Source organism: Patulibacter sp. SYSU D01012, assembly GCF_017916475.1.
Classification (GTDB): domain Bacteria; phylum Actinomycetota; class Thermoleophilia; order Solirubrobacterales; family Solirubrobacteraceae; genus Patulibacter.
In genome coordinates, this window is the sequence record NZ_JAFMTB010000001.1 from 383516 (window position 1) to 397042 (window position 13527).

Genomic DNA, 13527 nt, shown 5'->3' on the forward strand with positions numbered 1-13527 from the left:
TCTTGCACGGATTCGACACAGAACGCCATCGACATCTGTGACGACGGTCAATACCGTGTCCTCATCGTGCCTCGCCCCGAATTCCCTCCCGTGCCGTCTCGGCATCCCGTCGCCCGCGTGCTGTTCGACGAATCGCACGGCGAGGCGTGGTCGATCCGTCCCGAGGTCGCGCAGGCCATGCAGCCCTCGCACCCCGCGGACTCGTCCTACGCCCGCGCCGCCCAGCGGCTGCGGGCGTGGGACGTCGCCGTCGACGCGCACACCTCCGGCCCCCTCACGGCCGACGTGCTCGTCGACGTCGACGTGCTCGTGCTCGCCCACCCGTCCGACCCCCGCTGGGAGAAGACGGTGCCCGGCGGCGAGCCGACCCTGACCCCCGAGGAGCTCTCCGCGGTCGACGCGTTCGTGCGTGCCGGCGGCGGCCTCGTCGTCCTCGGCGAGGAGGAGCAGGAGAAGTACGGCAACAACCTCAACGAGCTGCTCGCGCCCTACGGCGTCCGGATCAGCAACGAGGTCGTCCAGGACTACGAGCAGCACCGCGACGCGCCGCACTGGGTGCTCGCCGACCTGCCGCCGGCGCGCGTCGACGGCGTGGACGTGCTGGCGCGCGTCGACTCCGCCTGCTTCTACCGCGCCGCGACGCTCGAGCTGACGGGCGACGCCCGCGCCATCGCGTTCGCCAGCCCGACCTCGTCCGCGCCCGGCGCCCCGCTGGCCGCCGTCTCGCGCGTCGACCAGGGCCGCGTCGTGGCCCTCGCCGACTCCGACCTGTTCGGCGACGACTGCATCGACGCCGAGAGCCACGGCGCGCTCTGGCGCAACCTCGTGCTGTGGGCCGCCGGTGAGGGCTTCGCCGCCGAGCTCGAGATCGCCCCGTCGAGCGCGCACGAGGACCCCGCCTGGGGCGAGCTCGTGCAGGCCGTCGAGGCGCTGCGCACCGGCCAGAACGCCGACGGCTCCCTGGACGCCGAGGCGCTGTCGACCGACCGCGCCGGCGAGCTCGTCGAGGCGATGGTCGGCGCGATCGGCCGCCTGGCCGCGCACCTGCCGCACCAGGCCGACTACCTGCGCGCCGTCGTCGCCGACCTGCGCCGCTGGGCCGCCGAGGGCTTCGGCCGCCCCGACTTCGGCACGTCGCTCGACGTCTTCCGCCCCGACCTGGAGCGCCGCGACGGCGTCGAGCACCTCGTCGTCTTCCCGATGTACAAGCAGAACGGCTCGCGCGACACCGCGTTCGAGGCGCTGCTCATCCGGGTCCCCTGGCCGGACTGGCTCGCCGCCCTGGAGCAGTCCCGCTACGACAACGCGCTGTTCGTCCCGGTGATGTTCACCGACTACACCTCGGGCTACGACTCCGAGTGCGCGGTGCTCTTCCCCGAGACGGTCTCCGTCGCCGAGAAGGCCGCCAACCACTTCGGCGCGATCTTCTGCGACCGCGAGGCCGAGCGCTTCCGCCGCACGGTGTCCGCCGCCGCGAGCACGCTGCGCCTGGACCTGCCGCCGGACGCCGCCGCGCTGCTGGCGTCGCAGACGCTGGCGCAGGACGCGTACCTGCTGTGGGACCTCATCCACGACCGGACGCACAGCCACGGCGACCTGCCGTTCGACCCCTTCATGATCCGCCAGCGCATGCCGTACTGGATGTACGCGCTGGAGGAGCTGCGCTGCGACCTGACCGCGTTCGGCGAGGCCGTGCGCCTGGAGCAGGAGGGCATGGCCGTCGCCCGCGACGCGCAGTACGCGATCCTCTTCGACCGCCTCTTCCGCTTCCCCATCACCGGCACCCGCAGCCGCAACTACGACGGCCTCGGCGGCCAGCTGCTCTTCGCGTACCTGCACAGCACGGGCCGCCTGCGCTGGACGGACAACCGCCTGTCCATCGACTGGGAGCACGTCGCCGACGGTGTCCTCGAACTGCGCACGCTGGTCGAGGACCTGTACCGCCGCGGCATCGACCGCACGAAGGTCGCGCACTGGCAGGCCGCGCACCAGCTCGTCGCCACCTACGTCCCGCCGGCGTCCAACTCCGTGTGGGCCGCCGAGACGATGGCCGAGGTCGACGACCCCCGCGTCCACGTCGACAAGGTGTTCGAGGACGAGTTCCCGCTGTCGATCTTCTACGCGTCGCTGCGCACGAAGCTGGCGGACGCCCTGCAGCGCCCGCCGCGCGCGACGGCCGCGGCCGCCGCATGAAGGGGTTCGCCAGCGACAACTACGCGGGCGTCCACCCCGAGGTCCTGACGGCGATCGCGGAGGCCAACGACGGCCACGCGGTCTCCTACGGGGAGGATCCCTGGACCGCGCGCGCGGAGGAGCTCTTCCGCGCGCACTTCGGCGACGCCGCACGGTCGTGGCTCGTCTTCAACGGCACGGGCGCGAACGTCCTGGCGTACCGCGCGCTGTGCCGTCCGTGGCAGGCCGTGATCTGCTCCGACACCGCGCACGTCCACGTGGACGAGGCGGGGGCGCCGGAGCGGGTGGCCGGCACGAAGCTGCTGACGGTCGCCACGCCCGACGGCAAGCTGACGCCCGAGCTCGTCGACACGCAGCTGCAGCGGGTCGGCGACGAGCACGCGCCCCAGCCCGGGCTCGTCTCCGTCACCCAGAGCACCGAGCTGGGGACGCGCTACTCGGTCGACGAGCTGCGCGCCCTGGCCGACCACGCGCACGCCCACGGGCTGCTGCTGCACATCGACGGCTCGCGCCTGTCGAACGCCGCCGCCGGCCTGGACGTGCCGCTGCGCGCGATCTCGACCGACATCGGCGCGGACGCCCTGTCCTTCGGCGGCACGAAGAACGGCCTGCTCGGCGCGGAGGCCGTCGTCATGCTGCACGACGGCGTGGGCGACGGGATGGCGTACCTGCGCAAGCAGACGCTGCAGCTGGCGTCGAAGCAGCGCTTCGTCGCCGCGCAGATGATCGCGCTGCTCGAGGGCGACCTGTGGCGCTCGTCCGCCGCGCACGCCAACGCGATGGCCACGCGACTGGCCGACGCGATGCGCGGCATCCCGGGCGTCGAGCTGACCCAGCGGGTCGAGGCGAACGCCGTCTTCGCCCTGGTGCCGCCCGGGGTCGCGGACGAGCTGCGCCGGGACTTCCGCTTCTACACCTGGGACGAGGCGACCGGCGAGGTGCGCTGGATGTGCTCGTTCGACACGACGGAGGACGAGGTCGACGCTTTCGCCGGCGCCGTCGAGCGCGCCTGCGGCGCGGCCGTCGGCGCCTGAGCGGCGGGGACGCGTGCCGCGTGGGGCGTCCACGCCGCACGCGCCGGCGCGATCGGGCAGGACGTCCTCGGCTTCCTGTTCTTCGCCCTCGGCGTTCTGCTGCTCTCCCCGGTGGGCCCGCGAGGACGGGCGGCGACGGCCGCCGCGACGGCGAGGGACGGTCTCGTTCGGTCCGGCGCCCCGTCTGCTCGGCGGGATGCTCATCGCGTTCGGCGCCGCCGTGGTTGTCCTCGACCTGACCTCGCCGTCGACCGGCGGGCGTCCCCGGCGTACCGGCCCAGGCGTGGTGCACGACGTGCTCTGCAACCAGAGCAGTCTGGACGTTGAAGAGGCGCTGGCCCTACTCTCCAAGAAGGGACGATGAACGCGCGCATCCTGCATCACCACGAAGCACCGTTCGGCTGGTGGTTCAACTCGCCGGATCTACCGGGTCTGACCGGTGGTGGCGATGACTCCTTCGCGGCGGCCAAGGAGCGTGCCGAGGGCGCCGCGCGGTTTCACCTGGAGTGCGAGGCCGAGGAGCAGGACCGCCCGGCGCCGGACTTCGACGCGCTGACGTTCGAGCACTTCGTGCCGGCGTCTGAGGCTCCCGCCCTCGCTGCCTGACCCCGCAGCACGGAGCCGCTCGCCCCTGCCCGGGGGCCCCAGTGCTGCCCGCTGGGCCTGGCCGGTCGTGGGGCACTCCGCGGCGCTGGGCCGCCTGGACGCTCCCACCTTGAGCGGCTCGTCCCTGCTGGGCTGACCTGGGCGAGCGAGCGCCGCCACCCGTGCCGGCCACTCACGCTTCGCTGCAGGCGGCAGACGCCTCGAGCCCAGGTGCCGCACGTCGCGCGCCGGGCCCTGAACGACCGGCGCCCTCGAGCGCGACCCGAGGGCGCCGGCCGGCGTGTGTCGCGGCCGCGACCGTCCCGATCGCGGCCCCTGGTGTCCCGTTCCGTCCCCGGAGAGGGAGGGACGCAACGCCTGGACCATAGCCCGCCCCGTTGGCAGTGCCCGCAAACTGACTGCACGGCGACGGCTCCCCGGCGCCGGCGAGCACACCGCCGTCGACGATCGCCTCTGGACCTAGCACGCTCTCGGGAGTGCTGGTGATGTCGGGCGTCGGCCGCAGGCGTGTGTCATGCCCTCGTGGCCAACGCCGGTGCCAAGGCAGGGTACGGACGTCGCGGGTGGACCCCAGCTCTCGCTCAGGCCCACCCGTTATGCCGCTGGCAGAGGTGTCGATTCGCCCCCGCCAGCGCCTCTCGACTACAGAAAGCGGTGCGGACCGCAGTCGGGCGGCGTCGCGTGAGGGTCGTCGGGTGCGGTAACCATGTAGCTCATGTCGACCCACACGCAACGGTTGACACCGCCGTAGGCGTAGCCCCAGCCCCAGCCACCGGGCGAGATGTACTGGGCGTTGAAATGCTCGCCCTTGTACAGGCGCCCCATGTAGAGACCCTGCGGGCTGGCTCGGACGTACACGTCAACAGCCGTCACCCGGTTGAAGCCGAGGCCGCCAGCGAAGACGGCAACCGGGATCGCGAGGGTCACGGCGAGCGCAGCGGTCGCGCCCGTGAGAACGCGCCACTTTGACCAAAGTGTCGAGATCATCAGCCCTCCCACGTGTAGCAGCACGTCAGGGAGTCCCGAAGCATGAAGCCCCAGTCGTTCGGGAAGATCTGAACGTTCGCCCACTTCTCGTTGTAGTTGTAGCGCCAACCGACCCGCTTCCCTAGCGGGAGGGTGTAAAGGACGCGACCACCGGAGTTGTCTGCCTTGATGTTGTCGAACACGCGCGCCCCGTCTCGCGTGACGAAGGCATCCGTGGTCAGGCCGGCAGCTACAGCCGAGTTGAGAGGAGACGCCAACAGCGCGCCGGGGATGGGCGGAGCCGTCCGTGCGACTTCAGCGGCGGGCGGGCTCGGCAGCGGCGCCGCGTCAGCTGCGTGCGCGGCGACGGGCGACGCGCACGTCAGGAGTGCGACGCCTGCGGCAAGGCATCCCTGCCGGAAGGCTCGAGAGGTTTTCGGGACGGTACACAAACGCATACGCATCACATTACACGTCGAGGCGGCCCGCGGGTATCGCAATAGGCGTTTTACGTAGAGCTTGGGCGCGTAGCGGGCTAGCTGACGGCCGACCTACACCCGGCGCTAAGTGCGGGTGATCAGGTCGGGCAATAGTGGTCGTCGTGCCGTTCAGCTACGGGAGATCGGCGGGGTTCGGCCGCACCCGGATTGTGCGGCGAAGCGGCTTTTCGATTCCTTCCACAGTCACAATGAACCGCGTCTTGCCGGGTGCGGAAGGTGCAAGGCCGGTCACCGTCTTGCCGACCCTTGAATGCAGGGGCCGGCTTGAGCGGCCGCGAGCGTGGGGGATCATCCTGATGGTGACCTTTGCGTTGCTGGTGCCGCGCAGCTTCTTGACGGTGACGTTCAGCGATCCGCCCTCGTAGAAGTAGCCCGGGTCTCCGCTCAGGCCGCTGTTCGAAACCTTGATCGTGTAGCCCGACTTCGACGATCGAGCGTCCGCGCCTTGGCTTGCGCCCGCGCCAACGGCGCTGACTGCGAGGCCGAACACGACTGTGATCGCTGCGGAGGTAGTGAACCTGGGGGACATGTTGGTGCCTCTTTCTGGGACGGGACGGATGCAGCTTACACCCTTCCGGGCTGCACTCCGCCTCGGTCCCGCGATGGCGCCCCTCTTCGTCCGGACCCGTCTGAGGGCACAGCAGCGGGCTGCGGCGTCCACGACCGACCGACGCTCCAGGTGGGGGGCAGGACGCCTGTGACCGTGCACTCGTGCATGCCGTCGCGGAGGATGTCCTCGATGTCGAGCTGCGCCCGGACGGGATCGCTGCGGCGGTGTCGATCGGCGTCGCCGGCGACGAGCTGCAGGTGGACCGGGCGGCGGTGACGAACCCGGACCGCTCGCACGGGGCGGTGACGCTGGCGTTGATGGCGCGGTCGCTCGTCGAGGGCGATCCGGTCGACCTGAGCGGCTTGACGTACGTGGATGGCCGGTACGCGGCGATCGCTGCGGCCGCGCTGGCGAAGCTCGCGAACGGCGGCCGGGCATGAGCGGCCGCGCGGGGGTGGTCCGCGATGGCCCGGCGGGGTGCCGCTCGCGGGGCAGCTCGTCGTTGCCGGCGGCGGGGTGGTCCTCGACGACGCGTCGCTCGAGCAGCTCGCGGAGGATGTCGCTGCGCGCCAGGGCGCGCCGACGACGCGCCCTACGTAGGGGGCCGTCTACCGCTCGCTGCTGATGTTCCTTGTGGCACATGCCGGTGCCGGGCCGGTGCCGGTGGAGGCCTTATCCGCGCGCGGTGCTGCGGTGGCGCGAGAGCCTCGAGCGTGCCGGCCGTTCGCCCTCGACGATCGGCGTCTACCTCTCGGCGGTCCGTCATCTGGCCGCGGAGCTCGACGTCGACATCGACCGTGTGAAGGCCGGCAAGGTCCGGCGTGGGCAGCCGCGGGAGCTGAGCGACGGCGAGCTGGGGCGGCTACTCAAGCAGCCCGACCGCCGCACGCGGATCGGCAAGCGGGATCTGGCGATGCTGCTGCTGATGGCCGACGCTGGACTCCGGCGCGAGGAGGTCGCCGCGCTCGAGCCGCGCCAGTTCGAGGAGCGGCGCCGGCACACCTCCCCCGCGCTGCGCCGTGCGGTGCGGGACTCGACGGCAATGGCCGTGCGGATCCGCGGCAAGGGCGGCGTGGAGCGCATCGTGCCGCTGACCACGGCCGCGGTCGAGGCCGTCGAGGCGTGGCTCGCCAGCCGTCCGCCGGCCGCCACCGATCACGTCTTCGTGACCCTCCCCCGCGGCGCCCGCACCCCCGGGCCTCTGAGCGCGAACGCGATCTACCGGCGCGTCGTTCGGCACGCGAAGGCCGCCGCAGTACGAGACGACCGGATGACACCGCACGCGTCCTCGAACACGTTCAGCAAGGCGCTGTGGAGCTGCTCATCGACGGCCTCCTTCACGAACGGTCGGAGGTCAGACGGGGCCGGGACAGCGCAGGCCACATTGAGGGGCGGGCGGTTCCGGCGGCCGCGGCCGCCGGAACCCGTCGGCCCCGGCGGTAGCGTCCGCGCCATGAGCGCGTCCCGCCCCGTCCGCATCGCCCTCTCCCGCCGCGGCTACCCCGGGGTGGCGGACGCGTCGCTGCCTGCCGGGGCCGAGCTGCGGCAGCCGGAGGAGGGGCAGGTGCCCGACGCCGAGGGGCTGATCGCGCTCGCCCGCGACTGCGATGCGCTCGTCGTCTCGACCGCCGACCGCGTCGGCGAGGAGCTGTTCGCCGCCGCGCCCGACCTGAAGGTCGTCGCGCTCGTCGCCGTCGGCTTCGACGCCGTCGACCTGCAGGCCGCCGCCCGCCACGGCGTCGTGGTGACGAACACGCCCGGCGTCCTGGCCGAGACGACCGCCGACACCGCCGTCGCGCTCATGCTGATGGCGCGCCGCGGCCTCGTCGCGGCGACGGACGCGATCCGCGGCGGCCGCTGGGGCGCCTTCGACCCGCAGGAGTTCCTGGGCCTGGACGTCGCCGGGGCGACGCTCGGCGTCGTCGGCTACGGCGAGATCGGGCAGGCCGTCGCCCGCCGCGGCGCCGGCTTCGGCATGACCGTCCTGCAGCACAGCCGCACCCCGAAGCCCGACGACGGCATCGCCACGGCGGTCGGTCTGGACGAGCTGCTGGAGCGCTCCGACGTCGTCTCGCTCAACGTCCCCCGCACGCCGCAGACCGTCGGCCTGATCGGCGCCCGCGAGCTCGACCTGCTCGGGCCCCGCGGCACGCTGGTCAACACGGCCCGCGGCGGGGTCGTGGACGAGGACGCGCTGCTCGCCGCCGTGCGCGAGGGGCGGATCCACTCCGCCGGCCTGGACGTCTTCGCCGCCGAACCGCTGACCGATCCGAAGCACCCGCTGCTGCACGAGCCGCGCGTCGTCTGCCTGCCGCACATCGGCTCGGGGTCGATCGAGACCCGCACGCGGATGGGCCGGATGGCGATGCGCAACGTCGCGGCCGTCCTGGAGGGCGAGCAGGCGCCGAACGCGGTGCCGCTGCCGACGGCCTAGCGTCGGCTCGCGGCGCGGTCGGGCGCGCGCCGCGGTCGGGCGGCCACCGGACGGCGCCGGACGGGCGTGTCCGGGCGGCCACGGGGTAGGGGTGGCCGTGGTCGCCACCGTGCCCAGGCGCACAGAGTAGGTGCTTGCGCTAAGCAACTAGGTGTGGCACCATTGCTTGCCGTAAGCAGGTACTGATGCGCCCCGAACCCGAACAGCTCGACGACCTCGCCACCGCCCTCTACGGGCTGTCCGCGATCCGCCGCGACCTCCAGCGGTGCGCCGGACTGGAGCACGCCACCGCGTCGCTCCAGGTGCTCGGCGTCGTCAAGCACTACGGGCCGGCCCGCATCAGCGACATCGCGTCCGAGCTGCAGGTCAGTCTGTCCGTCGCCAGCCGGCAGATCCAGGCGCTGCAGGACGACGGCCTCGTCGACCGGGTCGCCGACCCGCACGACCGCCGCTCGAGCCTCGTCGCGCTGTCCGACGCGGGCCGGGCGAAGCTCGAGGCCATCCACGGTCGCTTCGTCCGCTCGCTCGGCGAGGCGCTGCCGGACTGGAGCGCGGACGAGGTCACCGGCCTCGCCGCCGGGCTCCGGCGGCTGCGCAACCAGCTCGCGCACCCCTGCACCGCCCCTTCGCGGGCGTCCGACCCCCAGGACGCCGCACATGACCCCGCGCGCCCCCTGCGCGCCGGGAACGAGGAGACCAGCCGATGAGCACGACCCAAGCATCCCCGCCCGTGGCGGGACAGATGTCCCACCGCCAGATCCTGGAGGCCCTGTCCGGCCTCCTGCTCGCCATGTTCGTGGCGATCCTCTCCAGCACGGTCGTCTCGGCCGCGCTGCCGAAGATCATCGCCGACCTCGGCGGCGGGCAGTCCGCGTACACGTGGGTCGTCACGGCGACGCTGCTGACGATGACGATCAGCACCCCGATCTGGGGCAAGCTGTCGGACCTCTTCAACCGCAAGCAGCTGATCCAGCTCGGCCTGGTGATCTACCTGTCGGGCTCGATCCTCGCCGGGTTCGCCCAGTCGTCGATGTGGCTCATCGGCGCCCGCGCGATCCAGGGCGTCGGCGTCGGCGCGCTCACCGCCCTCGTGCAGGTGATCCTGTCCGACCTCGTCTCGCCCCGCGAGCGCGGCCGCTACATGGGCTACCTGGGCGCCGTCTTCGGCGTCGGCACCGTCGCCGGCCCGGTCGTCGGCGGCCTGCTGACCGACGGCCTCAACTGGCGCTGGTGCTTCTTCGTCGGCATCCCGTTCGCGGCGTTCGCCCTCGTCCTGCTGCAGCGCACGCTGCACCTGCCGCTGAAGAAGCGCGAGGACGTGCACATCGACATCCCCGGCGCCACGTTCATGGCGGGCGGCGTCGCCTCGATCCTCATCTGGGTCTCGCTCGCCGGCAAGAACTTCGACTGGATGAGCTGGCAGACGGCCCTCATGGTCGTCGGTGGCATCGTGCTGCTGGGCGCCGCGGTCGTCGTCGAGCGCCGCGCCAAGGAGCCGCTGATCCCGCTCGACCTGTTCGAGGACCGCACGGTCGTGATGGCCGTCATCGCCTCGGTCGCCGTCGGCATCGCGATGTTCGGCACGACCGTCTTCCTCACGCAGTACATGCAGCTCGCCCGCGGCTACAGCCCGACGGAGTCCGGCCTGCTCTCGATCCCGATGGTCATCGGCCTGTTCGGCTCCTCGACGCTCTCGGGTCGCCGGATCTCGCAGACCGGCCGCTACAAGCGCTTCATGCTCGCCGGCTCGCTCTTCCTGACGCTCGGCCTGGCGCTCATGGGCCTGATCGACGAGGGCACCAGCCTGGTCGAGGTCGGCCTCTTCATGTTCATCGTCGGCGTCGGCGTCGGCATGCTGATGCAGAACCTGATCCTGGCCGTGCAGAACGTCATCCCGGTGCAGAAGATCGGCGCGGGCTCGGCGCTCATCGCGTTCTTCCGCAGCCTCGGCGGCGCCATCGGCGTGTCCGTGATGGGCGCGATCCTCTCCTCGAAGGTCACCGACCTGGTCAAGGAGGGCTTCGCCGAGAAGGGCATCCCCGCGTCCGGCATGGGCGGCGGCTCCTCGATCCCCGAGCTCTCGACCCTGCCGGCCCCGGTCCGCGCGATCGTCGAGCACGCCTACGGCACGGGCATCGCCGAGGTGTTCCTGCTCGGCGCCCCGATGGGGATCATCGCCTCCATCGCCGTCTGGTTCCTGCGGGAGAAGGCGCTCGGCACGAAGAGCGGCCTGGAGCTGGCCCGCGAGCAGGGCCTGGCCGACGACGCCGCTCCCGCCGCCCCGCGCGAGCCCGTCGCGCACTGACGTCCCCCGCGGCGGGCCGGCCTGCGCCGGCCCGTCGCACCTCCTCGTGATCGCGCCCCCGGCCGGGTCTCCCGCCGGGGGCGCGGTGCGTCCGGCGGGCCGTCGACGGCAGGCGCCCCCGCGTGCAGCGCATCGTTCCCGGGTACGGCGGGTTAGCGTCAGCACGACCGTCGCGTGGACGGTCCCGCACCCAGGAGATCGAGATGCCGCACCGTTCCCGCACCGCCGTCGCCGCCCTCGCGGCCGCCGGCGTGCTCGCCGTCCCAGCCGCCGCGTCGGCCGCGCCCGCCGCCACCACCTGGGCCGGCTGGGACGCCCCCGGCCCCGTCGGCGTGGGCGACCCGACCCACGTCGCCGCGTACGGCGCGACGACCGCCGTGCTCGGCACGCCCGGCGCCGACGTCCCCCTGTTCGTCTCGGGCGCCGCCGGCAGCCGCGTGGGCCGCGTCCCGCTGACGAAGCCCGGGACGCCGGTCGGCCTGGCCGCCGCCGGCCCCGACCGCCTGCTGCTCGCGGAGGACTGCCGCGTCCGCCGGTCCGACGACCTGGGCGCGACGTGGAGCGGCGACCCGCTGCCGTCGTGCACGTCCGGCACGCCGGTGCTGACGACGCTCGACGCGCGCGTCGCCTGGGCGTCGCTGCCGACCCGCACGTGGCGCACCGTCGACGGCGGCGCCACCTGGGCCGTCGTCAACGCGGCCGAGCCCGGGCCGGGCCTGGCGACGGGCGAGGCGACGGGCTTCCGCGTGGTCGCCGCCGGTGCCGCCGGCAACGCGCTGCAGCGCACGACCGACGGCGGCGCGTCGTGGCAGGGCCTGAAGGTCCCCGGCCCCGCACCCGCCGCCGAGCCGACCGCCGACGCCCCGGCCCCCGAGGCGCCGCTCGTCGACGCCCTGCCCGGCCTGACCGTCCCCGCCCTGCGGGCCGACGGCGCCATCGTGCTCGGCGCCGGCGGGGCCGTGCTGATCTCGAAGGACGGCGGGGCGACGTTCACCCGGCATGCCGTCCCGATCCCCGACGACCTGCCCGGATCGGGCGGCGTGGTCGTCGAGCGGGTCGTGTGCGAGCCCAGCGGCGCGTGCATCGTCGGCGTGCTCGCGGCGAACGACCCGAAGCGCCGGAGCGCGCTGCGCCTGGACGGCACGACGTTCGGCGCCCGCGTGGCCGCGCTGCCGCCGTCCGACGTGACCGCGCCGGCGCCCGGCGTCGTCGTGGGCTTCGAGGGCGCGGACACGACCGCCCGCGCCGTGCGCACCGACGACCTCGGCGCCACGCCGTACCGGGCGATCGCGTCCGCGAACGACGCCACGGGCTCGATCGGCGTGCACGGCCTGCTCGCCGTCACCCGCGTCGGCCGGCTGTTCGTCTCGAGCGACCACGGGGACAGCTGGCGCGACGTGCCGCTGCCCGCCACCCCGGCGCTGCGGCGCGTCGCGTCCGCCGGCGGGAGCCTGGTGGCGCTCGCCGAGGACGGGACGCTGCGGCGGTTCGCCGACGGGGCCTGGGCGCCGTACGCGGACGTCTCCGTCGTCCGCCCGGAGGGCCTGGCCGTGGCCGGCGACGTGCCGGTCGTGGTCGGCCCGCGCGGCATCATCCGCCTGACCGACCCGGCGAAGCCCGAGGTCGTCTCGTCCCGCGCCCTGCAGGGCCGCGGCTTCTCGCGTGTCGTCGCGAGCGGCAAGGTCGTCGTGGCGTGGGGGCGGCGCAACGGCAAGCAGCTCGCCGTCCGCTCCGCCGACGGCGGCCGCACGTGGTCGCGCACGAAGCTGCCGGCGGGCACGGACGACGCCCAGGTCGTCGGGAAGCGCGTCTTCGCGCTCGCGGGCAACACGCTGTTCCGCTCGACGGACGGCGGCAAGCGCTTCGCCGCACGCGTGACGGTCCCGGACCTGGAGGGCGCCGGGCCCGACCGCGACGTCGACGCCGACGTGGGCCTCGAGCTCTCGTCGGCGTCGACCGGGGTGATCACCACCCGGGTCGGCGCGTTCGTGACGCGGGACGGCGGCAAGAGCGTGGCCATGCTGCCGGCCCCCGGCGGGAAGACGCCGGCCGTCGCCGCGGTCGCGGGCTCCGGCGTCGTGGTCCAGGACCCGGTGCTCGGCACCGTCTTCCGCAACGCCAAGCTGTTGGCCGGCGCCCGCCCGAAGCTGACGCTCCGCACCGTCGGCCGGCCCAAGAAGGGCGCCAAGGGCAGCCGCACCGTGACGATCGTCGGCGTGCTGCGCGGCGTGACCGGCGAGCAGGAGGTCGCGGTGCTCGCCGTCGGGAGGAAGGGACGGACCTTCACCCAGCGCGTCGTCACGCCGAACGCCGACGGCTCGTTCCGCGTCCGGCTGCGGCTGGGGCGGTCGGAGCGCGGCGTGCAGGCCTGGTTCGGCGGCGACGTCGGCGCCCGCGAGAGCGCGCTCGGGGTGTCGAGCCGCGAGCTGCGGGTCCGCTGAGCGGAGCGGGGAGGCGGCACGCGGCCGCCTCCCCGCCGCGGTCAGTCCATGATCGCGGTGGCCTCGATCTCGACGAGGTGCTCGGGGACGTCGAGCGTCTCGACGCCGAACATCGACGCGGGCGGGAGCGCTCCCGACCCCGTCGTGAAGCCCGCACGGGTGAGGCCGTCCACCAGCGCCGGCATCTTGTCGGGCGTCCAGCCGACCACGTAGACCGTCAGGCGCACGACGTCGTCGGGCGTCGCTCCGACGGCCGCGAGCGCCGTGACGACGTTCCGCATCGCCTGCGCCGTCTGGGCCGCGAGGTCTCCGATCCCGACGGTCGCGCCCGTGGCGTCCGACGCCACCTGCCCGGCGACGTGGACGTGGCGCGTTCCGGTGGCCACGGCCACCTGGTGGTACAGGTCGATCTTCGGGAGTCCGTCCGGGTCGACCAGGGTGATGGGCATGCTCGCTCCTTCGGTTCGTCCCCGCCGGCGCGGGGCTTCCCTTCGACCG

Annotated in this window: 13 protein-coding genes; 9 read left to right on the forward strand and 4 right to left on the reverse strand. The window is 73.5% G+C overall.

Features of this window, described 5'->3' with window-relative positions; translation table 11 throughout:
• The first annotated feature begins 117 nt into the window (after window positions 1–117).
• The 4 genes from J3P29_RS01605 to J3P29_RS01620 all read left to right on the forward strand — a co-directional run bounded on the left by J3P29_RS01605 (window position 118) and on the right by J3P29_RS01620 (window position 3833).
• The gene (locus J3P29_RS01605; RefSeq protein ID WP_349239745.1) at window positions 118–2193 is read left to right on the forward strand and encodes a DUF6421 family protein; all 2076 of its coding nucleotides are present in this window, start codon (window positions 118–120) and stop codon (window positions 2191–2193) included.
• On the forward strand, window positions 2190–3227 hold the full coding sequence (locus J3P29_RS01610) for a low specificity L-threonine aldolase (protein ID WP_210491250.1): 1038 nt from the start codon (window positions 2190–2192) through the stop codon (window positions 3225–3227). Before J3P29_RS01605 ends, J3P29_RS01610 begins: the two co-directional genes overlap by 4 nt.
• A 196-nt stretch (window positions 3228–3423) precedes the next feature.
• Window positions 3424–3591, forward strand: coding sequence for a hypothetical protein (locus J3P29_RS01615; protein ID WP_210491251.1), 168 nt, complete (start codon window positions 3424–3426; stop codon window positions 3589–3591).
• Entirely contained in the window at window positions 3588–3833 is a 246-nt protein-coding gene (locus J3P29_RS01620; protein WP_210491252.1) for a hypothetical protein, read from the forward strand. The genes J3P29_RS01615 and J3P29_RS01620 overlap by 4 nt, the downstream gene beginning before the upstream one ends.
• A gap of 642 nt (window positions 3834–4475) precedes the next feature.
• On the opposite strand, the gene J3P29_RS01625 is transcribed toward J3P29_RS01620, so the two are convergent.
• The 3 genes from J3P29_RS01625 to J3P29_RS01635 form a co-directional block, all read right to left on the reverse strand.
• Window positions 4476–4820 carry a hypothetical protein gene (locus tag J3P29_RS01625; protein WP_210491253.1) on the reverse strand — a complete coding sequence of 115 codons (345 nt, stop codon included), beginning with the start codon at window positions 4818–4820 and terminating at the stop codon, window positions 4476–4478.
• Complete coding sequence (locus tag J3P29_RS01630) at window positions 4820–5002, reverse strand: hypothetical protein (RefSeq protein WP_210491254.1); 183 nt, start codon at window positions 5000–5002, stop codon at window positions 4820–4822. Before J3P29_RS01630 ends, J3P29_RS01625 begins: the two co-directional genes overlap by 1 nt.
• Before the next feature lie 409 nt (window positions 5003–5411).
• Window positions 5412–5789, reverse strand: coding sequence for a hypothetical protein (locus J3P29_RS01635; protein WP_210491255.1), 378 nt, complete (start codon window positions 5787–5789; stop codon window positions 5412–5414).
• A 221-nt stretch (window positions 5790–6010) separates the two neighbouring features.
• Between J3P29_RS01635 and J3P29_RS01640 the strand changes: the two genes are divergently transcribed.
• From J3P29_RS01640 to J3P29_RS01660, 5 genes are all read left to right on the forward strand, one after another.
• On the forward strand, window positions 6011–6289 hold the full coding sequence (locus tag J3P29_RS01640) for a hypothetical protein (protein ID WP_210491256.1): 279 nt from the start codon (window positions 6011–6013) through the stop codon (window positions 6287–6289).
• Window positions 6290–6534: 245 nt separating this feature from the next.
• Entirely contained in the window at window positions 6535–8283 is a 1749-nt protein-coding gene (locus J3P29_RS01645; RefSeq protein ID WP_210491257.1) for an NAD(P)-dependent oxidoreductase, read from the forward strand.
• A 185-nt stretch (window positions 8284–8468) separates the two neighbouring features.
• Window positions 8469–8990, forward strand: a complete 522-nt coding sequence (locus J3P29_RS01650; RefSeq protein WP_210491258.1) for a MarR family transcriptional regulator — start codon at window positions 8469–8471, stop codon at window positions 8988–8990.
• Entirely contained in the window at window positions 8987–10588 is a 1602-nt protein-coding gene (locus J3P29_RS01655) for an MDR family MFS transporter (protein ID WP_210491259.1), read from the forward strand. Before J3P29_RS01650 ends, J3P29_RS01655 begins: the two co-directional genes overlap by 4 nt.
• A gap of 203 nt (window positions 10589–10791) precedes the next feature.
• The gene (locus tag J3P29_RS01660; RefSeq protein WP_210491260.1) at window positions 10792–13029 is read left to right on the forward strand and encodes a hypothetical protein; all 2238 of its coding nucleotides are present in this window, start codon (window positions 10792–10794) and stop codon (window positions 13027–13029) included.
• Window positions 13030–13070: 41 nt separating this feature from the next.
• Here J3P29_RS01660 and J3P29_RS01665 read toward each other — a convergent pair whose 3' ends face one another.
• Complete coding sequence (locus tag J3P29_RS01665; RefSeq protein WP_210491261.1) at window positions 13071–13478, reverse strand: RidA family protein; 408 nt, start codon at window positions 13476–13478, stop codon at window positions 13071–13073.
• Window positions 13479–13527 lie beyond the last annotated feature (49 nt).